Origin of the sequence: Blautia sp. LMAG:36 (genome assembly GCF_008680535.1) — a bacterium.
GTDB lineage: Bacteria > Bacillota > Clostridia > Lachnospirales > Lachnospiraceae > Blautia_A > Blautia_A fusiformis.
This window is the reverse complement of the sequence record NZ_NALB01000003.1, coordinates 46,033-71,161: the sequence shown is the minus strand read 5'-3', so window position 1 is coordinate 71,161 and position 25,129 is coordinate 46,033. Positions and strand designations below refer to the sequence as shown.

Sequence of the window (25,129 nt, the reverse complement as noted above, 5' to 3'; positions counted from 1 at the left end):
AACGGATGCTTTATCTCCTGCAGCATTTCCACAGGAGGATAAAGCATCCGTTTTTAATATTCTTATATTTATAATGTCATTATAATGTCTTTGAAAGAAACTCTCGAAGTCTCTTATTCTTTGGATTTGCAAAAAATTCCTTAGGAGAATTTTCTTCCTGGATCTTTCCTTCATCAATGAAGAGGACTCTGGTTGCCACCTCGCGGGCAAAGCCCATCTCATGAGTTACCACAACCATGGTCATGCCGGATCTTGCAAGCTCCTGCATCAGTTCCAGGACCTCTCCTACCATCTCCGGATCAAGAGCAGATGTAGGCTCATCAAACAGCATCACGTCCGGGTTCATGGCAAGAGATCTTGCAATGGCGATACGCTGCTTCTGACCGCCGGAAAGCATGTCCGGATAGGAATCTGCCTTATCCGGAAGACCTACTCGCTCCAGAAGCTCCAGTGCCGTTTTTTCAGCCTCTTCCTTACTCATAAGATTCAGAGTCACAGGTGCGAGCATAATGTTCTCTTTTACTGTCTTATGTGGAAAAAGATTAAACTGCTGGAATACCATTCCGATCTTCTGACGATGACGGTTGATATCCACCTTGGAATCTGTGATGTCGGTTCCCTCAAAGAGGATTTTTCCCCCGGTCGGCTCCTCAAGGAGATTCAGGGAACGGAGGAATGTAGATTTACCACAGCCGGATGGTCCGATAATGGCTACTACTTCACCTCTGCGGATCTGTGTGGTGATCCCGTTGAGAACCTGATTGCCGCCATAGGCCTTTTCAAGTCCCTGTACATCCAGAAGCACTTCATTACTTACGCTCATTGGTTCTCAGCCTCCTTTCAAGTCTTCCTACCAGATAGGTAAGGAAGCAAACGATCACAAGATAGATCGCAGCTACTACCAGCAGCGGGAACAGTGCACTGTAGGTCTGGCTTCGGATAATGTCTCCGCCACGGGTCAGATCCATAAGTCCGATATAACCACTGATGGATGTCTCCTTCAAAAGTACGATCAGCTCGTTTCCAAGGGCCGGCAGGATGTTCTTGACCGCCTGCGGAAGAATGATCTTGATCATAGTCTGTGTATAGTTAAGACCCAGGCTCCGTCCTGCCTCAAACTGTCCCTGATCAATAGACATGATACCGGAACGGACGATCTCAGCCACGTATGCAGCAGAGTTCATACCAAAGGCGATAATGGCAACAACTATCTTACCCGGATCTATGGTTGCAAAAATAACATAAAATACGATCAGCAGCTGTACCATCGTTGGGGTGCCACGGATCACAGTCAGATAAACACGACAGATCACATTAAGGATCTTAAGCTTACCTGTCTTATCATGTGTAGAACGGACAATAGCAATGACAAATCCCAGAAAAATACCAAGAAGTACAGCAAAAAAAGTAATGATGATGGTATTTTTCAGACCGGACAAAATGAACTGCCAGCGATTGTCGTCCAGAAAGTTAAACTGAAACTGTTCAATAAGACTCAAAATTTCCACCCTTTCCAAAACTACAGGTTCCGAAATCCGGAAAACATACCCGGATATCCGGAACCTGATCATTCGCTACTGAACCCTGCAACGAATATCTGTTTCTCAGCTTATCCGTTCAGAATCCTCTGATTTCTCTGTGCAAAATTATTTCTTTACAATAACAACCTGCTCTGCAGTTGTGTACGGATCAGTGAAATCAACGCTCTTTTTACGATCCTCTGTTACTGTCATTCCTGCAGCACCAAAATCAGCTTTTCCGGATTTAACAGAATTTACGATCGCATCAAACTCCATATCCTCGACCTTCAGCTCATATCCAAGCTTGTCGCAGACAGCCTGAGCGATATCAACATCAATACCTACGATCTTATCTCCGTCATAGTATTCGTATGGCTGGAAGGTTGCGTTTGTTGCCATGGTAAGAGTTCCCTTGGAGTGATCTGCATCCTTAGGAGTCTCATATGGTGTCTTACCTGCATCATCACCGATATAGTTATCTCTGATGGAATCCAGAGTTCCGTCATCCTTCAGAGCCTTCAGAGCCTCGTTAAACTCTTTGGTAAGGTCTGCATTATCTTTGGAAAGACAGATTGCATACTCCTCTTTATCAAAAATATCCTCAACGATCTCAAGATCATCGTTTTTCTCAACAAATTTCTTGGCAGGCTCGCTGTCGATCACTACGCAGTCAATCTTACCCTGTTTCAGAGCCATAACAGCGTCATTACCTTTGTTGTATCTCTCTACTGTTGCGTCTTTAACCTCTGTAGCGTCTGCATCACCGGTTGTTCCAAGCTGAACACCGATCTTCTTACCCTCCAGATCATCTGCGCTCTTGATCTCATCTGCTGCAAAAACAGCGGATGTCATAGAAACTGTCATAGCTGCTGCAAGTGCAAGTGCCATAAATTTTCTCTTCATTTTTTCTTCCTCCTGAATTCTATGTACTTTACGTTAACTGTCTCTCTGCTTCTGTCAGTCCAATTCGTAATGTACAGCATAATTATACATCTCCATGCATATTACTTTGTTTTATGATACCATGTTTCTGACAAAATGCAAGCATATAAAACCCATAAATCCGAAAATCCACCTGTAATTTATGGGAATTTCACAGGGAAAATTCACTTTTCGATAACAATTGTTCAGTATACTATACTATTAAAGGCAACAAATGGAAAAAACCTGCGTGTTTTTTTCATGTGGGTCTTGTGCTCCAACAGAAAAAACAAGTATAATATTCAGAAACAAGAGGAGGCTACTATTATGAAATTCACGAAAATGCACGGCATTGGAAACGATTATGTATATGTAAACTGTTTTGAGGAGACTGTTAAGGATCCGGCCGCAGTGGCAAAATTTGTCAGCGACCGTCATTTTGGCATTGGTTCCGATGGTCTGATCCTGATCCGCCCGTCTGAGATTGCAGACTGCGAGATGGATATGTACAATCTGGACGGCTCTCAGGGTGCCATGTGCGGAAACGGTATCCGCTGCGTTGCCAAATATGTCTACGACCACGGCATCGTGGACAAAACTTCTTTAAGCATCGCCACAAGAAGCGGTATCAAATATGTGGATCTTACTATCCGCGACGGCAAGGCCTCCATGGTAAAAGTCAACATGGGCTCCCCGATCCTCACTGCAAAAGAGATCCCGGTGGTTGCCGAAACCGAACAGGTGATCGACGCTCCCATCACCGTCGACGGAAAAGAATATCACATGACCGCAGTTTCCATGGGTAATCCTCATGCCATCATCTACGTAGACGATGTGAACAGCCTTGACCTGGAAAAGATCGGCCCGTCCTTTGAAAATCACGTATGCTTCCCGGACAGAGTCAACACTGAGTTTGTTCAGGTGATCGACCGCCACACCGTAAAGATGCGTGTATGGGAGCGTGGCTCCGGAGAAACCCTTGCCTGCGGCACAGGCGCCTGCGCAGTTACGGTAGCTTCCATCCTCAATGACAAGGTTGACGGCAGCAAACCGGTTACTGTACAGCTTCTTGGCGGAGACTTAAACATCTCCTGGGAAAGAGATGAAAACCTTGTATATATGACAGGACCTGCAACTACGGTGTTTGACGGAGAGATCGATCTTGGATTTTTAGGTGAATAAATGAAAAAGGAGGGAGCTTTTCGAAGCTCCCTCCTGCGTATTATATTTCCGCATATCCCCTCTTCAAATAAATACCAGAACCCTCTCCACGATAAACACCGCCGCACATGCCAGCAGGGCTACTGTGATCAGGCTTTTTTCCTTATATGCAGCAATAAGTGCTACCAGGAAACCTGCTGCACCGGAGATGATGCTGTCTGTGGCCTTCAGGATGGCCGGGAAGGTCATGGCTGCCAGACAGGCATATGGCACATAATACAGAAAGGACTTGATAAACGGGCTTCTGATCTCGTTTTTTGCAAGAGCAAGGGGCAGCATACGGATGAGATAGGTGACAATTGCCATCACCAGGATATAGAGATATACATTATGACTCATGAACGGCTTCCCCTTTCTCTTCCAGCGGGCAGAAATAAGCCGCCAGGCCTGCTACCAGAAGTGTTGTGATAATGATCATAAATCCGGATGATACCTGTTTTAACACCGGTGTCACCGCAAAAACAGTGCTGACTGCCATAGATGCCGCAACAACCCCAAGAACCGGTCTGCTCTTTTTGGACGGCGGGATGATGATGGCCAGGAACATTCCGTAAATGGCAACGCTCAACGCACTAAGCATAAAATCCGGCAAAAGGCTTCCGGAGATTCCTCCTGCCAGAGTTCCAAGAGTCCATCCGGGAATTGCCACGCACATGGCTCCGTAATTATAAAATACACTGACCTTTCCCTCCTGAGCCGCACTGATCCCGAAAATTTCATCGGTGATACCAAAAGCAGCGATGTATTTCAGGATACCGGACTCCTCACGCCGGAATTTCTGGGACAGGGAAAATGACATCAGGCAGTATCTCAGGTTGATGATCAGCTGGGTCATTGCCATCTCCCACATGGAGCCTCCCGCAAAAATAATGTCCAGTCCCGCAAACTGACCGGCCGATGTCAGGTTGGTTAGGGAGATCAGAACTGCCTGCCAGATACTCAAGCCGCCGGCAACAGCCATCATGCCAAAGGTAAAGGATACCGCAAAATATCCAAGAGCGATGGGAACTCCATCCTTCATACCTTTTCTGAAACTTTCTCTTTTCATCGATTTCCTCCATTATATGTACATTCTGTTATAAAACGCAACTATGAAAAGCACCTTTGCAGGCTTCTCCGATCTGTGCAGCGATCACCAGCGTCTCGTCTTACAGCGATCCAATAAATTAGTGCATCGCTATAGTTCGTTGTACATGTAAATAAGAGCGTGCCCGGAAACTTTTCTGCTTCCTGACACGCCCCTTTATTGTAGCATTGCCATATCAAAACTTCAATACTTCACAGCAAACACAGCTGTGCTTTTTCACCGATTTTATGCTTTTTCCACTATTTTATAGTAAGATCTGGCTGTCATGGAGTAGATCAGTCCATAGACCAGCGCAAAGGCCAGAACCGTTCCCGCAGTGCAGCCCACGTACAATTTTGTATTGGCCATTCCGAACAGCAGCAGGAGCCGGCGGATCAGCGGAAATGCCATGGAAATATGCACCATTGCCATCACAAGCGGGATAAAAAATACCAGAAGGATCTGTCTGCGGATAGCTCCTTTCACCTCTCTGCGGCTCATACCTACTTTCTGCATGATCTGGAACCTTCCCTGATCTTCGTAGCCCTCTGAGATCTGTTTGTAGTAAATGATCATCGCCGTTCCCATAAGGAACAGTGCTCCCAAAAAGATTCCAATAAACAGGATCGTTCCATTATCTACATAATACGTTTCGTACTCACTCTGGCGGACACCACCGATCACGATGGTATTCTCTGAAAAGCCACCGCTTCTGCAGTAATCTTTCAGTGCCTGATAAACAGCCTGGCCATACCGGATCTTTTCCTCCCCGCTGCCACGGATATCTACACCCAAATGAACTGTGAGATCTTTTCCAGCCTCGTAGGCATCAAGACCTTCATACATCTTTGTCCGAAGCCCGTCAATATACTCGAAATCGGAATCCGTCACAACAATTGCCGCCATATTGGATACCAGATTGTTCATGGCACTTAAAGGTGCTTTTTCCAGCCATTTTTTTACTGCAAAATCCCGGTCATCAATTTTTAATATGTCTTTTTCCTTTTCAGACGGATACCAGGCAAAGATCTCGCCGTCGTGAAGATCTGTTTTTTCACCGGTAAGTTTCTCATACTCAGACTGACGGATCGTATACAGATCTACGGATTTTCCATCTTCTGAGTAACTGTAAGCCTGTCCGATCATAATACCGTTTTTTTCCTGCCTGCAGCCGATCTCGAGATAAGTTTCGTCCACTGTTTTTTCTGCCGGCACCTGATCATTTTTGATTGCCTGTGCAAAAACTTTCTGAATCTGTTCACTCTGTTCCTGGCTGATGCCCGAAATCCTGGCATCCGTATCAAAAGGATACCGGTTCACCATGATGTCACCCATTCCAAAATACAGCGACACAGTCATAGAAAGAAGCAGGAGCACTCCTGTACTTAAAATACAGATGCTGGCCAGGCCTGCCGCATTTTGTTTCATACGATAGATCATGCCGGAGACACTGATAAAGTTGCCGGTTTTATAGTAGAACTTTTTGTTCTTTCGCAAAAGTTTCAGGATTACAATGCTTCCTGCGGTAAAAAGAAGATACGTTCCTGCCATAACCAGAATCACTGCCAGAAGAAAAATGAAAATTGCCTGGATTGGGGATTCCGTGGTTACTGCCAGATAATATCCCACTCCAAGAGAAATCATCCCCAGAAGTGCCATGAGCCATTTTGCCCGGGGCTCCTTCTCTCCTGTGTTTCCGCCTCTCAGAAGTTCTATGGGGTTATTCATCCTTACTCTGGTAAGATTCAGTGCCAGAATAACAAGAAAAATCCCTCCAAATCCTGCGATGCAAAACAGGATTCCTGTAATGGAAACATAAAATCCCAGCACTGCCGGAACATGAAGAAAACGGAAAAGCAAAAGCAGGGAGAGCTTGCTTCCAAGGATGCCAATCCCGATCCCTGCCGTCAGAGAAAGCAGCGAAGTCATGATTGTTTCCAGAAACATCACTTTTCCGATATGGCCTTTTTCCAGTCCCAGAATGTTGTAAAGCCCGATTTCTTTCTGTCTGTGTTTCATGAGAAAACTGTTGCTGTAGATCAGAAAGATAACGCAGAAAATTCCAACAACCACTTCACCGGTTCCTACGATCATCCTCACTTCTGCTGCCTGGGGCACTGCTTTCTCCAATGTGGGACAGTCCCGCAGAAATTCCATCATATACATCATGGCAATGCAGAAAATGCAGGTAAGCATATGGGGAACATAGGTGCTCCGGTTATTCCGGATGTTCTGCACTGCCAGTTTTCCAAACATTCCTTTACGCATAGGTCTCACCGCCTGTCGTAAGGATCGTCAGGGTATCTGCAATCATCTGGTACATTTCCTGTCTTGTTTTTGTGCCACGGTAGATCTGGTGGAACACTTCGCCATCCTTGATAAAAAGTACTCTGGATGCGTGGCTGGCGGCCTGCGCGCTGTGAGTTACCATGAGAATGGTCTGGCCTTCCCGATTTACCTCATTGAACATGGAAAGAAGATCGGAGGCTGCACGGGAATCCAGGGCTCCGGTCGGTTCGTCCGCAAGGATCAGCTTCGGATCTGTGATCAGTGCCCTTGCAACTGCTGCTCTCTGCTTCTGTCCGCCGGAAACCTCGTAGGGGAATTTTTCCAGAAGCTGGTTGATGTGAAGGGCTTTTGCAATGGGACGGATCTTCTGCTCCATCTCCTGATAATCTTCCCCTGCCAGCACGAGAGGAAGATAAATATTGTCCCGGAGGCTGAAGGTGTCCAGAAGATTGAAATCCTGGAACACAAAGCCTAAGTTCTTCCGACGGAATGCGGAAATTTCTTTTTCTGTCAGGTGAGTAATGCTTTTTCCTTCCAGAAGCACTTCGCCGGATGTGGGGCGGTCCAGGGCTGCCAGAATATTCAGAAGTATTGTTTTTCCGGAACCGGACTCTCCCATGATCGCCACATATTCTCCTTCTTCCACCGAAAATGTCACATTGAAAAGTGCCTGCACTTTATTTCCGCCGAAGCGGGTGCTGTATATCTTTTTTACATTTGTTACTTCCAGTAATTCCATACGCTAATTCCTTTCTTATCTGTATTTACAGCGATCCAGGGAGTCGTGCATCATGTTCTAAAGCAATCGAACCTGATGTAAGAATTACCCGAAACGCTATGTTATGGTTTCAGTATAAGAAAATTCTCCGGCGGCTGCCATCGAAGTGGCTTACATTTTACGGAGGAAGCTTACATTTGTGTAAGGTTAATACATCTCCAGATCTTTTTTCCACAGGCTCATCCGAACTTCCGTGCCTTTATCCACCTGGGAATCCACAGTGATCTCGTGACCCAGTTTTCTCAGGATCTTCCGGCTTAAATACAGACCGATCCCGGTAGCACGGTTGTCCTCCCGTCCATTGACGCCTGTGTAGCCTTTTTCGAAGATGCGCGGAAGATCCTCCGGCTGGATTCCGATGCCGGAGTCTGCGATGACCAGAGTTGCCGGGGCCGTATTACAAATCCCCGGGGCCGTATTCTGCTTCAAATTTGGATCCTCAGATACCCTGTTTCCACGCTCATCCTCCAGCCAGATTTCAATGCCGCCCGTTCTTGTATATTTCAATGCATTGGAAAGAATCTGTCCAATGACAAAACCAAGCCATTTTTCATCGGTAAGAACGATCGCATCTGTCCCCTCATATGATAACGAAAGCTTTTTTGACACAAAGATCCCTGCGTATTTATGGATCTGCTCCCGGATGATCCGATCCAGCGAGCATCGGGTCAGCTTCAGATCGGCGGACATGTCCTCCGTGCGAAGGTAGCCCAGCACCATCTCCACATACTGTTCAATGCGAAAAAGCTGTGCCAGGGACTCCCGGTTCTCCTCCGGCTCCTCCCGAATCAGCAGGCGTAGAGCAAAGATCGGCGTCTTGATCTGATGTGCCCACATAGTGTAGTAATCGGTCATTTCTTCCAGAGAACGCTGCCGTTCTGTCTCCGCACCCATCCGCATGCCGTCCAGTTTCCGGATGATATCCCTGTAAAGAAGCTCCACCTCATCGGTGGTCTCGCCCAGCCGGCCCAGATTAATCTCCGGAGCTTTTTCCACCAGGATTAAGTTCTGCACCTTCTGTCTGTAACAGGCATAACCGTATAAAAAAACGGCAGCTCCTGCTCCCAGCCACAGAACTGCCAGATAGACCGCCGCCTCCAGGGGAAGCTGGTACAGGCAGATCACTGCTGTCGACACAGCCGCCATAAAAACACAGGCGATGAAAAAAATTTTTGTCTGTTTTAAATATGCTCGAAATGATTCCATAAAAACCTCACACCATATATCCAAGACCTTTTCGCGTGATGATAAAATCCACAAGGCCTGCCGCCTCCAGTTTTTTGCGAAGGCGTGTAATGTTTACGGTCAGGGTGTTGTCATCCACAAAGCTGTCACTTTCCCACAGTTTTGTCATAATGGCATCTCTGGATACCGGTTTCCCTGCCTGGGAAAAAAGCAGTTCCAAGATACGCAGTTCATTTCTGGTCAGTTCTGTCTCCTCCCCGTTCCAGGTCAGTGTCGCTCTGGAAAGATTGAGAACCGCGCCTTTATGTTCCAGGACATTTCCCGGGTTTCCGAAGGAATAGGTTCTGCGGAGGATTGCCTGGATCTTGGCCACCAGTACGTCCATATCAAAAGGCTTGGCAATAAAGTCATCGGCTCCACGGCTCATGGCCATGACCATGTTCATGTTATCCGCTGCGGAGGAGATGAAGATCACCGGCACCTGGGAAACCTTTCGGATTTCCTCACACCAGTGAAAGCCATTATAAAATGGAAGTTTCAGATCCAGAAGAACAAGCTGAGGATCTTTCCCCGCAAATTCCTGCAGTATATTGGAAAAATCCTCAGCCAGAAAAACGTCATATCCCCAGGAACTGAGATGCTTTTTCAGAAGATTCGCGATTGTTTCGTCATCTTCTACAATAAAAATACGATACTTCATTCCTGTTTGTCCCTTTTATGCGATTGATTACGCCTCTGCTTCTCCATCCGGATCTACCAGGCGGTTCAGAACCTGGAATCCATTGTTACGGAGAACACTCTCTGCAACCAGAAGATCCTCACAGTGCATGATCGCTACCGGAACTTTCAGGCCTCTGTGGAAGAAGGTGTAGATGTAATGAAGGTTTACGTTGCTGTCGCCCATGACACTAAGAAGCTTGTCTAACCCACCGATCTCATCCTGAAGGTCTACCAAGATAGCCTGTGTGATACGAGTCATGTATCCATGCTCAGCCATGATCTCATCTGCTCTTTCCGGATTGTCGCATACCATACGGAAGTTTGCAAACTCCGGTGCGTCAAAGCAGCCGAAACCGTAGATATCGATCTGATTCTCTGCAAGAATCTTTGTAACTTTCTGAAGACTGCCTGGAGTGTTTTCTACGAAGACGATGTTCTGTTTTACCATAATAATTTTCCTCTTTTCTGTTATTCTTTTTTATTTTCTTTTTTTATTTTAGCATGAAATTTGGTGGAAGTGAATCCCTTCCCCAGCGGGGCCCTTCCGGGATGGAGCGTTTCGCGTATACATTCATACGTTAAAGCGTAACGCTTTTAATCATTAAATTTAGGTATAAGTATACCCATCTCGACATGAAATGTCAACCATCTTTTCCAGGCCCCAAATCTCAAACATAAAATATCATAACATAAAATTCCCAATATAAAAAAGGCCAGACACACATCCAACAGACATGCGTCCAGCCATCCATTTTTTACTTACAGTTATTTTGGCAAAAAACTCAATCCAACTCTTCGTCTACATACTTCTGTATATTAGAAGCATTCACATACTTCCTAACCTTCGCCCCGTCAGTAATGACAAGCGTCGGCGCCTGACGGATCCCATACTGCTTGACAAGCTCGGGATTCTGCTCAGCATCGATAATCTCCAGTTCTTCGCCTTCCAGCATTTTCTTTGCCATACGGCAGTTCGGACAAGTGCTAGTCGTAAAAAGATATTTATGAGTTTCTACAGGCTGGATCTCCACCTCGTCACCCTTCATGGTCATCACACTGGTGTGGACCTTTTTCAGCTGGGAATGGGTAATATCATAGAGGGTACGGTTCTTGTACTCCTGGGTCTTACCATCGTTCCAGTTCTGTACAGGGCGGTAATATCCTGTGATACGGCTGTAAACCTCAGCCTTCTTTCCACATTTCGGGCAGGTGAAATGCTCGCCGCTGATGTAGCCATGCTCCTGACATACGGAATAGGTCGGTGAGATGGTGTAATAGGGCAGGCGATAATTCTCTGCGATCTTACGTACCAGCGCTGCCGCTGCCTTCCAGTCCGGAAGCTTCTCCCCAAGGAATGCATGGAATACGGTTCCTGAAGTATACAGAGTCTGCAGATCGTCCTGAATATCCAGTGCGTCAAAAATATCCGCAGTGTAATCAACCGGCAGATGAGAGCTGTTTGTGTAATACGGAGTGTCGCCCTCTTTTCCTGCTGTTTTGATATCCGGATAACGGCTTCTGTCGTGTTTGGCAAGACGGTATGCAGTGGACTCTGCCGGTGTTGCCTCCAGGTTGAAAAGCTCTCCCGGATACTGCTCCTGATAGTCTGAAAGACGGCTTCTCATATGCTCCAGAACCTCTTTTGTAAACTTCTGGGTTTCCGGATCTGTCATGTCTTTTTTCAGCCAGCAGGCATTTAAGCCCGCTTCGTTCATTCCCACAAGACCGATGGTGGAAAAATGATTGTCAAAGCTTCCAAGATATCTCTTCGTGTACGGATACAGTCCCTCATCCAGAAGCCTACTGATCACATCTCTCTTGATATGAAGAGATCTTGCGGAGATATCCATCATGTGGTCCAGGCGCTGATAAAATTCCTTCGGCGTTCTGGAAAGGTATGCGATACGCGGCATATTGATGGTAACAACGCCTACAGAGCCTGTACTCTCACCGGAGCCAAAGAATCCCCCACTCTTTTTGCGGAGCTCACGGAGATCCAGGCGGAGGCGGCAGCACATGCTGCGGATGTCGCTTGGCTTCATATCACTGTTGATATAATTGGAAAAATACGGAGTACCGTACTTGGAAGTCATCTCAAAGAGAAGACGGTTGTTCTCGGTATCAGACCAGTCGAATTCCTTTGTGATGGAGTAGGTCGGGATCGGATACTGGAATCCACGTCCGTTGGCATCTCCCTCGATCATGGTCTCGATAAATGCCTTATTGACCATATCCATTTCTTTCTTACAGTCCTTATATTTGAAATCCATGTCCTTGCCGCCTACGATAGCCGGAAGCTCTGCAAGGTCGTCCGGAACGGTCCAGTCCAGTGTAATGTTGGAAAATGGTGCCTGAGTGCCCCAGCGGCTTGGAGTATTTACGCCATATACAAAGGACTCAATGCATTTCTTAACCTCCGGATAGGAAAGGTTGTCTGCCTTTACAAAAGGTGCCAGATAAGTATCAAAGGATGAAAATGCCTGTGCGCCCGCCCACTCGTTCTGCATGATACCCAGGAAATTTACCATCTGGTTGCAGAGTACACTTAAATGCTTTGCAGGTGCAGAAGTGATCTTACCCTCAATACCACCAAGTCCCTCTCGGATCAGCTGCTTCAGGGACCAGCCTGCACAGTAACCGGTCAGCATGGACAGATCATGGATATGGATATCTGCATTTCTGTGTGCATCTGCGATCTCGTTGTCGTAGATCTCAGACAGCCAGTAGTTTGCGGTAACTGCTCCGGAGTTGCTTAAGATCAGACCTCCTACAGAATAAGTAACCGTTGAGTTCTCCTTTACACGCCAGTCCTCAACCTTTACATAGCTGTTTACGATTTCTTTATAGTCAAGGATGGTGGATTTCATATTGCGGATCTTCTCACGCTGCTTACGATAAAGGATATACGCCTTGGCAACATCAGAATATCCGGCCTGGATCAGTACGTTCTCCACACTGTCCTGGATATCCTCAACAGAAATCCGGTTGTTCTCGATCTTATTCTGAAAATCCGCTGTAACACGAAGTCCCAGAAGATCGATCATATCCGAACTGTAATTCTTACCTTTGGCATCAAATGCCTTGTCAATTGCCGCGGTGATCTTCCCCATTTTAAATTCGTCTAATTCACCGTCTCTTTTTACTACCTGAAACATAAGAAAATGCCTCCCTCATGCATTTATTTATAAGCGGATATTCCATTCCGCCTCACTTGCCTGCTTACGAACACACTCCGTTTCACAATCTGTGTTCAAAGCGCTGTAGGCTTATTGTATCAGACACGCCTCTTTGCGTCAACATAAAAAGTACCATATATAGTGCCCGTTTTGTTCACGGTACTATATATGGTACTGAGTAGATATTTTAACATTATGTGACTTTCGGATAGATTTCCCGCGGAACTCTTGCTTTTACAGCAATCCCTCCTTCGGTATACTCTTCCGAAAGAAGCTGTCCATACTCACGGATCAGCTGGATCTGACCGGCCTCCGAATAAGGAAAAAGCCGTTCCATATAAATCTGTCCTTCTGCCAGTATCTCAGAAAGAAGCTGCTTAAATTCCTCAAGCCCCTCTCCTGTCCGTGCGGAAATCTTCAGCGTATGGTCTGCTCGGAGATCCCGAAAGCTCTCCCCGGAAACACGGTCCTGCTTGTTAAAAAGTGTGATCGTCTTTTTTCCCAGGGCACCAAGCTCTTTCAGGGTTTCATATACGATATGCATCTGCACCTCCGCCTGAGGATTGGATGCATCTACCACATGAATGATATAATCCGCATATTTGGCTTCCTCCAGAGTACTCTTGAAGGCTTCCACCAGATTGTGCGGAAGCTTGCGGATAAAGCCTACGGTATCCGTAAGAAGAAGCTGCTGTCCGTCATCCAGCGTCAGAAGACGGGTAGTCGGATCCAGTGTGGCAAACAGCTTATCCTCCGAAAGCACCGAGGCGCCTGTCAGTGTATTCAGAAGCGTTGACTTTCCTGCATTGGTATAACCGACAATGGCTGCTGTCTTCAGATTTCCCACAGCTCTTCTGGAACGGATCAGCTCTCTGTGCTTTTCCACCTGGGAAAGCTCCTGCTTCAGTGCGGAAATCCTGTTCCGGATCAGACGACGGTCTGTCTCCAGCTTTTTCTCACCAGGGCCTCTGGTTCCGATTCCTCCTCCAAGTCGCGAAAGAGAAGAACGTAGTCCCACAAGACGTGCAGACCGGTAACGAAGCTGTGCAAGCTCTACCTGGATCTTGCCTTCACTTGTGACGGCACGCTTCGCAAAAATGTCAAGGATCAGCAGGGTACGATCCATAACCTTGCACTCCAGCTCCCGCTCCAGATTATTCATCTGGGCAGGAGAAAGCTCATCGTCACAGATCACACCATTGGCATCCAGGGCATAGAGAAGACCTTTTACCTCTTCGATCTTGCCTTTTCCGATATAGGTACCCGGATGTACGGCCTCACGATTCTGAATGATCCTGCCTGCAACCGCCGCACCTGCCGTAGCCGCAAGTTCTCCAAGCTCATCCAGGGATTCCTCCATGTCATCCCCCCGATCTGCCTGGACACCGATCAGGATAACCCTGTCCTGTATTTCCTCAAAATATTCCATATCAGCCCTCCGAAGACGTTCTGGTTTTCAGGAAAGCCCGCTCTTTTTTTGCAGCGGAATCTTCAGGGAACATCTCAATATATTCCTGGACCTTGGTCAGTGCAGTAGCAAAATCCAGCTTTTTTTCATAGGCTACGATCTCATTGAACAGAAGACTCTGCATCTCGTCTGTGGTAGCTGTCGGAAGGCCTTTTGTGATGTTATCAAGAGCGGAATCATAATCTCCGCTTCGGATATCGCACAGTGCCAGACCATTATAGCCCTTGGCGGAATCACCCACTGCGGAAATATACTGCTTGTACATTGCCTGGGCATTTTCCACATCATCCTGGGCAAGATATACCATTCCCAGAAGAAGCAATGCTTCCGTATTATCCTTCTTGGTTGCTTCCAGAAGCTCTTTTTTTGCGTTGCTGTAGTCTTCCATATAATAGTAGACACGGCCTCTGTCACAGTGGTCCTGGGCATCCTTGGCCTCAGAAGAAAGAGCAGCTTCCAGATATCTGGTCCCGTCCGCTTCCATATCCTTGTCCAGATATGCCTCATAGATCTCGATCGCCATATCATAGGTGGAATCTTCTCCATAGGCCTGTTTGAAGTTAGATGCGGCTTCTTCGTAGGAATCCATGGCAAGGGCAACCTTTCCGGTGAGGAAATAACTGCCTGCATCCATGGAAAAATCTTCTCCAAGTGTCTGGCAGTCTGCCATGGCATCCTCGTATTTTCCAGACTTCAGCTCTGCAGTAGCCCGGTAGGACAGGATATCCTTACGAAGGCTTTTGCTTACTTTATCGCAGTTCAGAGCTTCCGTGAAGCTATTCACCGCATCCTCATATTTGCCAAGACGCAAGCTTGCGATACCTGCCCCGCGATAGGACTGTGCCAGCTTCACTCCGTTCTGGATAGAGCTCTGGTACTCCTCCAGGGCATACTTGTAGCTTCCCTGGGAAAGATCCTTTCCGGCCTGTTCATATATTTTTGTTTTTTCACTGCCACAGCCGCCCAGAAGCAAGACTCCTGTAACGGCTGCAAGAATCAATACGGTCTTTGTTTTTTTCATGGAATTCCTTATTCTACAACAAGCCCTTCGGCTTCCATCACATCAACAACACTATCTACATATTTATGGCAGAGATCATCCGTTCCCGCTTCTACCATAACACGGATCAGCGGCTCTGTACCACTCTCACGTACCAGGATACGTCCGTCATCACCAAGTGCCTCTGCGGCTGCCTCAATGGCTGCTTTTACCTTTTCGTTCTCCAGTGCTGTTTTCTTGTCGGAAACACGCACATTCCGGAGAAGCTGCGGATAAACCTTCATCTCCTTTGCAAGGTCGCAGAGTGTGGCCTTCTGATCCACACATGCCTCCATGATCATAAGAGAAGTCAGGATCCCGTCACCGGTAGCGGAATAGCGGCTGAAGATGATATGTCCGGACTGTTCACCACCGATACTGTAATTGTTTTCCATCATGTTCTCGGCAACGTATTTATCACCAACTGCAGTCTGCTCATAGTCGATGCCTTCACGCTCCAGAGACTTGTAAAGACCAAGATTGGACATAACGGTTGTTACAACTGTATTTCCGTTGAGCTGGCCTTTCTCTCTTAAATATTTGCCGCACACATACATGATCTTATCACCGTCAATGATGTTTCCGCGGTGGTCTACGGCGATACAGCGGTCTGCGTCACCATCGTATGCAAAACCGATATCCAGACCTTTATCTACCACGAACTGTCTCAGAACTTCAATGTGTGTGGAACCGCAGCCACGGTTGATGTTGGTTCCGTTTGGCTCATTGTTGATCACATAGGTTTTTGCACGAAGTGCGTCAAAAACGCTCTTGGCAATGGCGGATGAGCTTCCGTTGGAGCAATCCAGCCCAACCTTGATATTTTTGAAATCATGGCATGGGATAGAGATCAGATGTCCGATATAACGGTTTCTTCCGGATGCAAAATCCACAGTACAGCCGATATCTTCTCCGGTTGCCAGCGGAAGCTCCTCGATCTCGCCGTCCAGATATGCCTCGATACGTGCTTCAATATCTGCGGAAATCTTCTGTCCGTTCTCATTAAGGACCTTGATTCCATTATCATTAAACGGATTATGGCTTGCGGAAATCATGATACCGCAGTCAAAATCTTCTGTACGTACCACATAGGATACACTTGGAGTTGTGGTCACATGAAGCAGATAGGCATCTGCTCCGGATGCGGTAAGTCCTGCCGCAAGGGCATACTCAAACATGTAACTGCTTCTTCTTGTATCCTTGCCGATCACGATCTTCGCCTTGTGATCTCTGCCGTAATACCAGCCGAGATAACGTCCCACGCGAAATGCATGATCTGCTGTAAGTTTTACATTTGCTTCACCACGAAAACCATCTGTTCCGAAATATTTACCCATAATGTTCTCCTTTATTACTGATACAGTCCTTCCGGATAAACGCCGTCATCTGTAAGTTTTTTGAATGCAGCCTGTACAGATGCCTTATCCTCCTGATAAGTAACACCGAACCACTCGTCCTTTGTCTCAAGAACATCTACCGCTGCTTTTCCGGAATGGATCAGCTGGTCGATAAGCTCAGGAAGAAGATACTCTTTTTTGATGTCTCCCTCTTTGATCCCACCAAGGAACTCAACGAAGCCTTTCTCAAGGATCTCCATAAATTCCGGTGTCAGTCCCCACATATTCATGGAAACAAGGTTCTTTGTATCCAGTGTTTCTGCTGTACCATCGTCATTTCTTGTCTCTGCGCCGTCTGCTGTCTTGAAGATGTTATGTGTCTCTGTAACGCCCACAAGCTTGCCGTCCTCAATATGGCACACTCCTCTTGTGACGCTTCCGTTGTCACTTAATGTATTTCCAAGGCGGAAACCTGCCATGCAGATGTGCATCGGGCCATCCTGCGGATGATCCTGTACCAGGTAGTCATGCACCTTTACGTAGGCTTCTTTTCCGTAGTAGTCATCTGCATTGATCACAGCGAATGGCTCGGAAAGGACTTTCTTTGCTGCCAGTACAGCGTGTCCGGTTCCCCATGGCTTGGTACGGTCCGCCGGTTTTGTAAAATTGCCCGGAAGATCGTCGATCTCCTGGAATGCATAAGCAACTTCTGTAATGTTGGAGATACGGTCTCCGATCACTTTTTTGAATTCATCTTCAAGGTCTTTGCGGATGATAAATACGACCTTGTTGAATCCTGCCTCCAGTGCATCATGGATGGAATAGTCCATAATGATCTCGCCCTTCGGGCCTACCGGTGCAAGCTGCTTGATTCCTTTTCCAAAACGGCTGCCGATACCGGCTGCCATGATCACCAGTGCTGTCTTTTTCATTTTCGTTTCCTCCTGATTTATTATAATTTTTTGAACTCTGTAGCTGTAATCAGCGCTTACTCCTGTTCATTCAGCTTTGTCAGCTTTACTGCCTGGTCTGCTGCGATCAGACTGTCAATAATCTCATCTAGGTCTCCGTTAAGGATATTTTCCAGACGGTGAAGGGTAAGCTTGATCCTGTGGTCTGTTACACGTCCCTGAGGGAAGTTGTAGGTACGGATCTTCTCGGAGCGGTCACCTGTACCGATCTGGCTTCTCCTTGCCTCTGCCTCAGCGTCATGCTGCTTGGCAAGCTCCATCTCATACAGACGGGAACGGAGCACACGAAGTGCTTTATCCTTGTTCTTAAGCTGAGACTTCTCATCCTGGCAGGAAATCACGATTCCTGTAGGGATATGAGTAAGACGTACTGCGGAGTCTGTGGTGTTGACACACTGACCACCGTTTCCGGATGCACGGAACACATCGAATTTACACTCATTGAGATCCAGATGGAAATCAATTTCTTCTGCCTCCGGCATGATCGCTACCGTACAGGTAGAGGTATGGATCCTTCCGCCGGACTCTGTCTCCGGTACTCGCTGTACACGGTGAACACCGCTTTCGTATTTCAGTCTGGAATATGCACCCTCACCCTTGATCATGAAGGTAACCTCCTTAAAGCCGCCGATGCCGTTCTCATTGAGGCTGAGCATCTCGGTTTTCCAGCGGCGGGACTCCGCGTATTTCACATACATACGATAAATCTCTGCTGCAAAAAGTGCTGCCTCATCACCACCTGCACCTCCACGGATCTCAACGATAACGTTCTTGCTGTCGTTAGGGTCCTTCGGAAGAAGAAGGATCTTCAGTTCATGCTCCAGCTCCTCCACTCTCTTTTTTGCATCGGAAAGCTCTTCCTTCAGCATTTCACGCATCTCTTCGTCCTTCTCGCTCTCCAGCATGGAAAGACTGTCCTCGATGGTTTCCTTATTTTTCTTATATTCTTTATATGCGTCAACGATTGGCTGCAGGTCGCTCTGCTCCTTCATCAGCTTCTGAAAATGTGCCGGATCGTCGGTTACTCCCGGTTCTCCCAGCTCATTGAGAAGCTCTTCAAAACGTACCAGCAGATCATCCAGTTTATCAAACATGTATTTCCTCCTGTTTCTGTCCAAGCACCACACGGTCAAGGCCCGGCAGATCCTTTACGATCTGAACCCCGGTAAACCCGGCTGCTTTCATCATTGTACTGACTGCCTCACCCTGGGTGCAGCCGATTTCATACAGAAGCCATCCGCCTGGTTTCAGGTACCTTCCGGCCTCTGCTGTGATCTTTCTGTAAAAATAAAGCCCGTCTTCCATTCCGTCAAGGGCCTTCCTCGGATCATGAAGGCGGACTTCTTCCATCAGTGTTTCAATTTCTTCTGTTGCGATATAAGGCGGGTTTGAAATAAGGATATCATATTTCCCACTATCTTTTCCACCTTTTTCACAAAAATACGGTGCTGAGAACAGATCGCTTTCCACAAAATCCGCCCGGTTCTCCACCTTTAGAATACCTGCATTCTTTTTTGCCACTTCCAGTGCTTCCGGTGAAACATCCACACCGGTCCCACAGGCATCCTGCCGTTCCAGAAGAAGGCTGAGCAGGATGCAGCCGGAGCCGGTACACATATCCAGGATCTCCGGTTTTTCCACATCCCCAAGGTGTTTCAATGCCTCTTCCACCAGAGTCTCCGTATCCTGTCTCGGGATCAGCACGTTTTCGTTTACATAAAACTCATAGCCCATAAAAAAAGCCTGATGAGTCAGCTGCTGTACAGGAATATGTCCTGCCCGCCTGTCGATCAGCGTAAGATACTCTGCTGCGGTCTCATCAGACACCGGTTCATCTCCATGCGCAAAATAATATGCCCGATTCTTTCCGGTCTTAAATTCCAGAAGGAGCCAGGCATCCAGCCCGGCTTCTTCCAATCCGTTATCTTTCAGTATTGTTGTACCTTTTTTCAGAAGGGACTCAAGAGTCTGCATTTTCTGTCTCCTCTGTCTCATATGGGATGTCCAGGTCAAATTCCTCTTTCAGATAAGCTCTCCAATCAAAAACAGCCTCAACTGCTTTAATGGCTACCTCTGCCATATCTGCAGCAGGCTCCTTTGTGGTGAATTTCTGCATGGCAAGACCTGGTTTACTCATAATGTCCGCAAATTTACTGTCTGTTCTTCCTGCCCACTGGATGATCTCAAAGGAAATCCCCGCAACTACCGGTACCATGAGAAGTCTTCCCAGCAGTCTCACCCAGTAAAACGGCACCGCCACAAACACAAAATGCAGCACAATACTTACCAGCATGACCAGAAACAGAAAGCTTGTTCCACAGCGCTTATGAAACCTGGAACTCTTTAACACATTCTCTACCGTCAGAGGCAGACCATGCTCCACACAGTTGATACATTTGTGCTCCGCACCGTGATACATAAATGTCCTCTGGATATCCTTCATTCTGGAGATCAGGAACATATATCCCATAAACAGTGCCAGCTTCACAAAGGCTTCCACTATGGTGACCAGAAATTCCGAAGCACCTACCCCTCGGATCAGACTGGCCAGTACATACGGAAGAAACATAAAAGCAGCCACAGAAACCACCATGGAGATAGCTACCGTAATGTAAAGAAGCCACTTGAACTGCTTATCCTCTTTGGCTTTCTTTGCAGAACGCTCTTCTTCTGTAAGCTGCTCATTCTTCCTGGCTGTTTCCTCATCTTCCTCGTCTCCTGCGATCTCCGCAGAATACATCAGGCATTTCGTGCCTACCACAAGAGAATCCACAAAGCTTACCACACCACGGATGATCGGTTTCTTCAGAAATGCGTGATTTCCGAAGATACATTTATAATCCTCTACTTTCAGCTCGATCTCCTGGTCCGGGCGGCGCACTGCGATAGAATATTTGTCCTTGTGGCGCATCATGATGCCTTCCATGACCGCCTGTCCGCCGATATTCGATGATCTCATTCATTCTCTCCTGTGCAAATTTAAAATTTTTCAGTTAAAGAAAGGTTGAGATTTCCCAACCTCAACCTTCTCATTTCCTGTATTCGCAATAATTACTTATTCAGGCCGTATTTCTTGTTGAACTTATCGATACGTCCACGAGCCTGTGTAGCCTTCTGCTGTCCTGTATAGAACGGATGGCATTTGGAACAGATCTCAACATGGATGTCCTCTTTAGTAGAACCTGTTACGAAAGTGTTTCCGCAGTTGCAGGTTACAGTTGCCTGATAGTAGTTCGGATGGATTCCTTCTCTCATGATTTTCACCTCTCTATATATTTAATATTATTCGTATTCAATTGACGAATTCCATTTTAAACAGCTTGCTAAGTATAACATAGCTTTCCGTAAAATGCAAGGACTTTATAAAAATTTCTGTTTCTTTACAGTCTGTACCAGTTCTGCATTGTTCCTGGTTCTGGCAAAGGTATTCAGGATCTGTTCTACTGCCTCATCCGCTTTCATTCCGTTGAGAGCTTTTCGCATAATATAAACCGCTTCCTGTTCATCCTTGCTGAGAAGCAGATCCTCTCTTCTGGTTCCGGATTTCTGGATATCAATGGCCGGGAATACCCGTTTCTCCTGTAATTTACGATCCAGGACAAGTTCCATATTACCGGTTCCCTTGAACTCCTCATAAATAACATCGTCCATCTTGCTTCCGGTATCCACAAGTGCGGTTGCCAGAATCGTCAGGCTTCCGCCCTCGCGCATATTACGGGCTGCGCCAAAAAATCTTTTGGGCATATGGAGAGCCGCCGGGTCAAGACCACCGGATAAGGTTCTTCCGCTTGGCGGGATGATCAGATTATAGGCTCTAGCAAGTCGTGTGATCGAATCCAGAAGAATGATCACATCCTGTTTATGCTCTACAAGACGGCGCGCACGCTCCACAACCATCTCGGAAACTCTCTTATGATGTTCCGGAAGCTCATCAAATGTAGAATAGATCACTTCCACATTCGGTCCCTGGATCGCCTCTCTGATATCGGTAACCTCCTCAGGGCGCTCATCGATCAGAAGAATGATCAGATGCATATCTCTGTTATTCCTGAGGATAGACTTGGCAACATCTTTCAGAAGGGTTGTCTTACCTGCCTTTGGCGGAGATACGATCATTCCTCGCTGGCCCTTTCCTATAGGACTGATCAGATCCACGATACGCATGGCCGTTGTACCGCCTGCACGCTCCATGACAAGTCTCTCATTCGGAAAGATCGGTGTCATATCTTCAAAATTATACCGTCTCTGTCCCTCACTCGGATGGAAACCGTTAATGGAAGATACGTAGAGAAGGGCACTGAACTTCTCTCCCTGGGTCTTGATACGAATATTTCCCTGGATGATATCACCTGTCTTTAAATTAAAGCGGCGGATCTGGGAAGGAGAAACATAAATGTCGTTCTCACCCGGCATATAATTCTCACATCGGATAAAGCCATATCCATCCGGAAGGACCTCCAGGATCCCGTTAGCCTTTTCGCCACTGTCCAGCTGGGTGGATTCTGACGGGACATTCCCGTTCTCCCTTGTAGCTTCCCGGTTATATTCACGGTTGTACTCTCTGCGGATATTTGTGTTTCTGTGTTCCTGCTCATTCTTATCACTACGATATTCCTTCCGCTGCTCCTGAAGTCCTTCCCCTGCCGGACGGGTACGATATTCTGTTTTTTCCGAATCATAGCTTTTTTCTTTTACAGTATTTTCTGCCGGTGTACTTTTGTGTACTTCTTCGGGATTTCCTCTGTCGGACTCTTTGACGTCCTCCTCCAGCATCCGCTCGATCAGTGCCGGTTTTCTCAGAGTAGAAATTCCCTTCATCCCTCTCGCCTTTGCCAGATCCTTCAGCACCGCCAGAGATAATGATTCATACTTTTCTCTCATATTAAATCCTCTATTCTTAAATCTGATAAATTATATATTTGTTGTTTATGGAATCAGATACAACCTGACATGGCTGCACTTTTTTTGAATGAAAGCATGTTTTCAGCTTATGTTTCATTATACACACCTTATAGAGTCTATTGCAAGAAATATTTATCGACATTTTTTTTATACTTTTCTCACAAAAAAGAAAAAAATCTGCCCGGGAGATCTCTTCCCGGACAGATCCAACATTCCTGTATGCTTCTTTTTTAGCTCCAGAACGGTCCGTATATATCCATGACCCTCTGGATACGTTCATCGGTAATTTTATTCAGAGCCGCCACGATCGCTGCATACGTTTTTGGTCTCTGTCTCTTAAGTGTTGACGGACTTGTTACATACTCAAGCACTGATTCTGCAAAATATTCTGAACTGTTCTGCGTTGCATAGCTTCTGTTAATACCTGTAAATTTGGATTTTTCGCTGTTATAAACTGCGGCAAAATCACTTGTTCTGTCTACGTTTCCCGCAACAAAAGCAAGGAAATGTCCCAGCTCATGGTAGATTGTCTCATTCTCAAAACGAAGGATGATGCTTCTTGAATGTGCGTTAAAGCAACCTCCGTAGTTAACAGACGGATCGATCGTTACAGTAAATCCAAGCTTCTTGTAGGCTTTGAGCACCCTGCTGTCCATCTTCGGTGCAATGGAAGCAATATTGCTTACTGAATATTTGCTGTCCATGCTGATGCTTTCTACTTTTTTTGTGGAAGCTGCATTCGCTTTGCCGGCAGTAGCTGAAGCCGCCATGACTGTTGTGGTCGTCTGAATGGTTGTAGTTACTTTCCGTGTCTGAACGGCTGTTTTTGATTTCTTTGTGTATTTCTGTGTTGTTGCAGTCTTAACTGTCTTTAATGTTTTTACGGTTGTATTTCTGTTTGTTTTCTTTGTGGTCGTACTCTTCTTATTGGTAGTCGGAAGCTTCTTGGTATAAGTCTTGGTCGCCGCTTTTTTCAGCTTAACTTTTTTTCTGGTTGTCTTGGTATTTGAAGTCGTTTTGGTAGTCACCTTCGGTTTTGAAGCAAGTGGAGTGTCGTCCTCTGTGATGGTAGTCTCCACTACCGGATCTGTAAAATCCGGAAATTCCGGAACCTGTGACGACTGCCAGACATTAAAGCCACCTGCCAGTACAATAACAGCTGCAAGGCATCCTGCTAAAGCTTTTTTCCTGCCTGTAAAAATTTTACGGATATCTGTTCTTTTCATATCATTCACACCTTTCTGAAAGCCGACGTTTCAGTTTCCAACCTAAACCGGATTTTAGGCATCAAAAAACCGCTTATTCTAACGAAATAAACGGCCGCATTAACACACAGATTCTTGTTCATAGATGTTATCTGAATACGTCATTAAATCGGAATTTAATGCGGCAACCGGCTGTCATAGTCATCCTTCGGACCTTAGACCCATGGCTTTGCGTCCCTGTCTTTCAACAGGTTTGCCTTTATATGCATAGTATATGTTTTTTTCCCTGAAATGTCAACATTTTCCACTGCATTTTGAGCCCTACTCCTGTCTTTTTTTCACGGAATCTGCTATACTGTTCAAAAAGAAAGCATGATATAACAGGAGAACGGAAACAATGTCAAAATTTTTACCAGTCCGTCTCTTTTTTGTATGGCTGCTTTTCGGAATCCTGCTGGCAGGCTGTGGAAATTCTCCTTCCTCCGATGAAGAACCTCCGGTATATTCTCCGGCCAGAGTCCTCACCCCGGAGGCCCCCGGCAAAAAAACACTGGGCAGTTCCCCTCTGATCCTGGATATTTCCAATCAGGATCAGGGGTATCTGACTGCAGAATCCGATTCCGATGATTCCCGCATGAACATTCAGCTTACTGCTCCCTCCGGTGTGGTCTATTCCTATTTTCTGGAACCTGATGAACAGACGGTACTTCCTTTTTCCGAAGGCTCCGGTGAGTATCTCATCACCTGCTATCAGCAGGTTGATGGAAACCAGTATGCCGCCCTTTACACGGAAACGCTCACAATAAAGCTTCAGAATGAATTTCTTCCGTTTCTGTATCCAAACCAGTACGTGGACTTTTCTTCCAAAAGTAAAACCTGCAAACTGGCAGCCTCTCTTGTCAAAGAAGACATGACCGATATCGACATCCTGAAAACCTTCTATACATATGTTACCAGTCATATTTCCTACGATTATGACAAAGCTGATTCTGTCGAAGCCGGTTATCTTCCTGATGTAGATGATACTTTAAGCACCGGCACGGGGATCTGTTTTGATTACGCTGCACTGACTACTGCAATGCTCCGTAGCCAGGACATTCCCTGCAAGCTTCAGATCGGCTATTCCGGTGATGTAAAGCATGCATGGATCGATGTTTATATCCGTGGCAGAGGCTGGGTGACAAAGGCAGTATCTTTTGACGGCGACACCTGGAAGCTGATGGATCCCACCTTTGACGCCAACAGTGATGGTGATGAAGCGATTCAGGAATATATCGGTGATGAAAGCAATTATACGGTACAGTTCACGCGCTGACCCACTAAAGGAGACC

Annotated in this window: 23 protein-coding genes and 1 riboswitch; of the genes, 2 read left to right on the top strand and 21 right to left on the bottom strand. The window is 46.5% G+C overall.

Annotated features, from left to right (window positions below; genetic code table 11):
• Positions 1 to 79: 79 nt before the first annotated feature.
• The 3 genes from CCC17_RS00555 to CCC17_RS00545 all read right to left on the bottom strand — a co-directional run bounded on the left by CCC17_RS00555 (position 80) and on the right by CCC17_RS00545 (position 2,423).
• On the bottom strand, positions 80 to 823 hold the full coding sequence (locus tag CCC17_RS00555) for an amino acid ABC transporter ATP-binding protein (protein WP_021651603.1): 744 nt from the start codon (positions 821 to 823) through the stop codon (positions 80 to 82).
• The gene (locus tag CCC17_RS00550) at positions 810 to 1,502 is read right to left on the bottom strand and encodes an amino acid ABC transporter permease (protein ID WP_059086976.1); all 693 of its coding nucleotides are present in this window, start codon (positions 1,500 to 1,502) and stop codon (positions 810 to 812) included. Before CCC17_RS00550 ends, CCC17_RS00555 begins: the two co-directional genes overlap by 14 nt.
• 144 nt (positions 1,503 to 1,646) lie before the next feature.
• Positions 1,647 to 2,423 carry a transporter substrate-binding domain-containing protein gene (locus CCC17_RS00545; protein WP_287082322.1) on the bottom strand — a complete coding sequence of 259 codons (777 nt, stop codon included), beginning with the start codon at positions 2,421 to 2,423 and terminating at the stop codon, positions 1,647 to 1,649.
• A 345-nt stretch (positions 2,424 to 2,768) separates the two neighbouring features.
• Here CCC17_RS00545 and dapF point away from each other — a divergent pair, with 345 nt between their 5' ends.
• Positions 2,769 to 3,623, top strand: coding sequence for a diaminopimelate epimerase (dapF, locus tag CCC17_RS00540; protein ID WP_015526134.1), 855 nt, complete (start codon positions 2,769 to 2,771; stop codon positions 3,621 to 3,623).
• A 63-nt stretch (positions 3,624 to 3,686) separates the two neighbouring features.
• Here the strand turns inward: dapF and CCC17_RS00535 are convergent, their stop codons facing one another.
• The 18 genes from CCC17_RS00535 to CCC17_RS00450 form a co-directional block, all read right to left on the bottom strand.
• Entirely contained in the window at positions 3,687 to 4,001 is a 315-nt protein-coding gene (locus tag CCC17_RS00535) for an AzlD domain-containing protein (protein WP_015526135.1), read from the bottom strand.
• Positions 3,991 to 4,710, bottom strand: coding sequence for an AzlC family ABC transporter permease (locus CCC17_RS00530; RefSeq protein ID WP_118368818.1), 720 nt, complete (start codon positions 4,708 to 4,710; stop codon positions 3,991 to 3,993). The genes CCC17_RS00535 and CCC17_RS00530 overlap by 11 nt, the downstream gene beginning before the upstream one ends.
• A gap of 264 nt (positions 4,711 to 4,974) precedes the next feature.
• Entirely contained in the window at positions 4,975 to 6,996 is a 2,022-nt protein-coding gene (locus tag CCC17_RS00525) for an ABC transporter permease (protein ID WP_287082320.1), read from the bottom strand.
• Positions 6,989 to 7,756 (bottom strand): ABC transporter ATP-binding protein, encoded by a 768-nt coding sequence (locus CCC17_RS00520; protein WP_287082318.1) that lies wholly within the window; start codon positions 7,754 to 7,756, stop codon positions 6,989 to 6,991. The genes CCC17_RS00525 and CCC17_RS00520 overlap by 8 nt, the downstream gene beginning before the upstream one ends.
• Positions 7,757 to 7,942: 186 nt before the next feature.
• Entirely contained in the window at positions 7,943 to 9,001 is a 1,059-nt protein-coding gene (locus tag CCC17_RS00515) for a sensor histidine kinase (protein WP_287082317.1), read from the bottom strand.
• 7 nt (positions 9,002 to 9,008) lie between these two features.
• The gene (locus CCC17_RS00510) at positions 9,009 to 9,680 is read right to left on the bottom strand and encodes a response regulator transcription factor (RefSeq protein WP_022426863.1); all 672 of its coding nucleotides are present in this window, start codon (positions 9,678 to 9,680) and stop codon (positions 9,009 to 9,011) included.
• Between the two features lie 27 nt (positions 9,681 to 9,707).
• Entirely contained in the window at positions 9,708 to 10,148 is a 441-nt protein-coding gene (locus CCC17_RS00505; RefSeq protein WP_015526141.1) for an ACT domain-containing protein, read from the bottom strand.
• Positions 10,149 to 10,482: 334 nt separating this feature from the next.
• Positions 10,483 to 12,855 (bottom strand): ribonucleoside triphosphate reductase, encoded by a 2,373-nt coding sequence (locus CCC17_RS00500; RefSeq protein WP_287082315.1) that lies wholly within the window; start codon positions 12,853 to 12,855, stop codon positions 10,483 to 10,485.
• A gap of 214 nt (positions 12,856 to 13,069) precedes the next feature.
• Entirely contained in the window at positions 13,070 to 14,305 is a 1,236-nt protein-coding gene (gene hflX, locus CCC17_RS00495; protein WP_287082313.1) for a GTPase HflX, read from the bottom strand.
• Position 14,306: 1 nt separating this feature from the next.
• On the bottom strand, positions 14,307 to 15,365 hold the full coding sequence (locus CCC17_RS00490; RefSeq protein WP_287082312.1) for a tetratricopeptide repeat protein: 1,059 nt from the start codon (positions 15,363 to 15,365) through the stop codon (positions 14,307 to 14,309).
• 8 nt (positions 15,366 to 15,373) lie between these two features.
• Positions 15,374 to 16,720, bottom strand: a complete 1,347-nt coding sequence (gene glmM / locus CCC17_RS00485; RefSeq protein WP_015526146.1) for a phosphoglucosamine mutase — start codon at positions 16,718 to 16,720, stop codon at positions 15,374 to 15,376.
• Between the two features lie 14 nt (positions 16,721 to 16,734).
• On the bottom strand, positions 16,735 to 17,652 hold the full coding sequence (locus tag CCC17_RS00480; protein WP_287082310.1) for a nucleotidyltransferase family protein: 918 nt from the start codon (positions 17,650 to 17,652) through the stop codon (positions 16,735 to 16,737).
• Positions 17,653 to 17,708: 56 nt separating this feature from the next.
• The gene (prfA, locus tag CCC17_RS00475) at positions 17,709 to 18,785 is read right to left on the bottom strand and encodes a peptide chain release factor 1 (RefSeq protein WP_015526148.1); all 1,077 of its coding nucleotides are present in this window, start codon (positions 18,783 to 18,785) and stop codon (positions 17,709 to 17,711) included.
• Positions 18,778 to 19,665 (bottom strand): peptide chain release factor N(5)-glutamine methyltransferase, encoded by an 888-nt coding sequence (gene prmC / locus CCC17_RS00470; RefSeq protein ID WP_022426857.1) that lies wholly within the window; start codon positions 19,663 to 19,665, stop codon positions 18,778 to 18,780. The genes prfA and prmC overlap by 8 nt, the downstream gene beginning before the upstream one ends.
• The gene (locus CCC17_RS00465; RefSeq protein WP_129974728.1) at positions 19,652 to 20,650 is read right to left on the bottom strand and encodes a DUF1385 domain-containing protein; all 999 of its coding nucleotides are present in this window, start codon (positions 20,648 to 20,650) and stop codon (positions 19,652 to 19,654) included. Before CCC17_RS00465 ends, prmC begins: the two co-directional genes overlap by 14 nt.
• 92 nt (positions 20,651 to 20,742) lie before the next feature.
• On the bottom strand, positions 20,743 to 20,946 hold the full coding sequence (gene rpmE, locus CCC17_RS00460) for a 50S ribosomal protein L31 (protein WP_015526151.1): 204 nt from the start codon (positions 20,944 to 20,946) through the stop codon (positions 20,743 to 20,745).
• A gap of 105 nt (positions 20,947 to 21,051) precedes the next feature.
• Complete coding sequence (rho, locus tag CCC17_RS00455; RefSeq protein ID WP_173741329.1) at positions 21,052 to 22,572, bottom strand: transcription termination factor Rho; 1,521 nt, start codon at positions 22,570 to 22,572, stop codon at positions 21,052 to 21,054.
• 251 nt (positions 22,573 to 22,823) lie between these two features.
• Complete coding sequence (locus tag CCC17_RS00450) at positions 22,824 to 23,819, bottom strand: anthrax toxin lethal factor-related metalloendopeptidase (protein WP_237972185.1); 996 nt, start codon at positions 23,817 to 23,819, stop codon at positions 22,824 to 22,826.
• Between the two features lie 159 nt (positions 23,820 to 23,978).
• A riboswitch (cyclic di-GMP riboswitch) is annotated at positions 23,979 to 24,066 on the bottom strand.
• 129 nt (positions 24,067 to 24,195) lie between these two features.
• Here CCC17_RS00450 and CCC17_RS00445 point away from each other — a divergent pair.
• The gene (locus tag CCC17_RS00445) at positions 24,196 to 25,113 is read left to right on the top strand and encodes a transglutaminase-like domain-containing protein (protein ID WP_021652106.1); all 918 of its coding nucleotides are present in this window, start codon (positions 24,196 to 24,198) and stop codon (positions 25,111 to 25,113) included.
• The last annotated feature ends 16 nt before the right edge of the window (positions 25,114 to 25,129 follow it).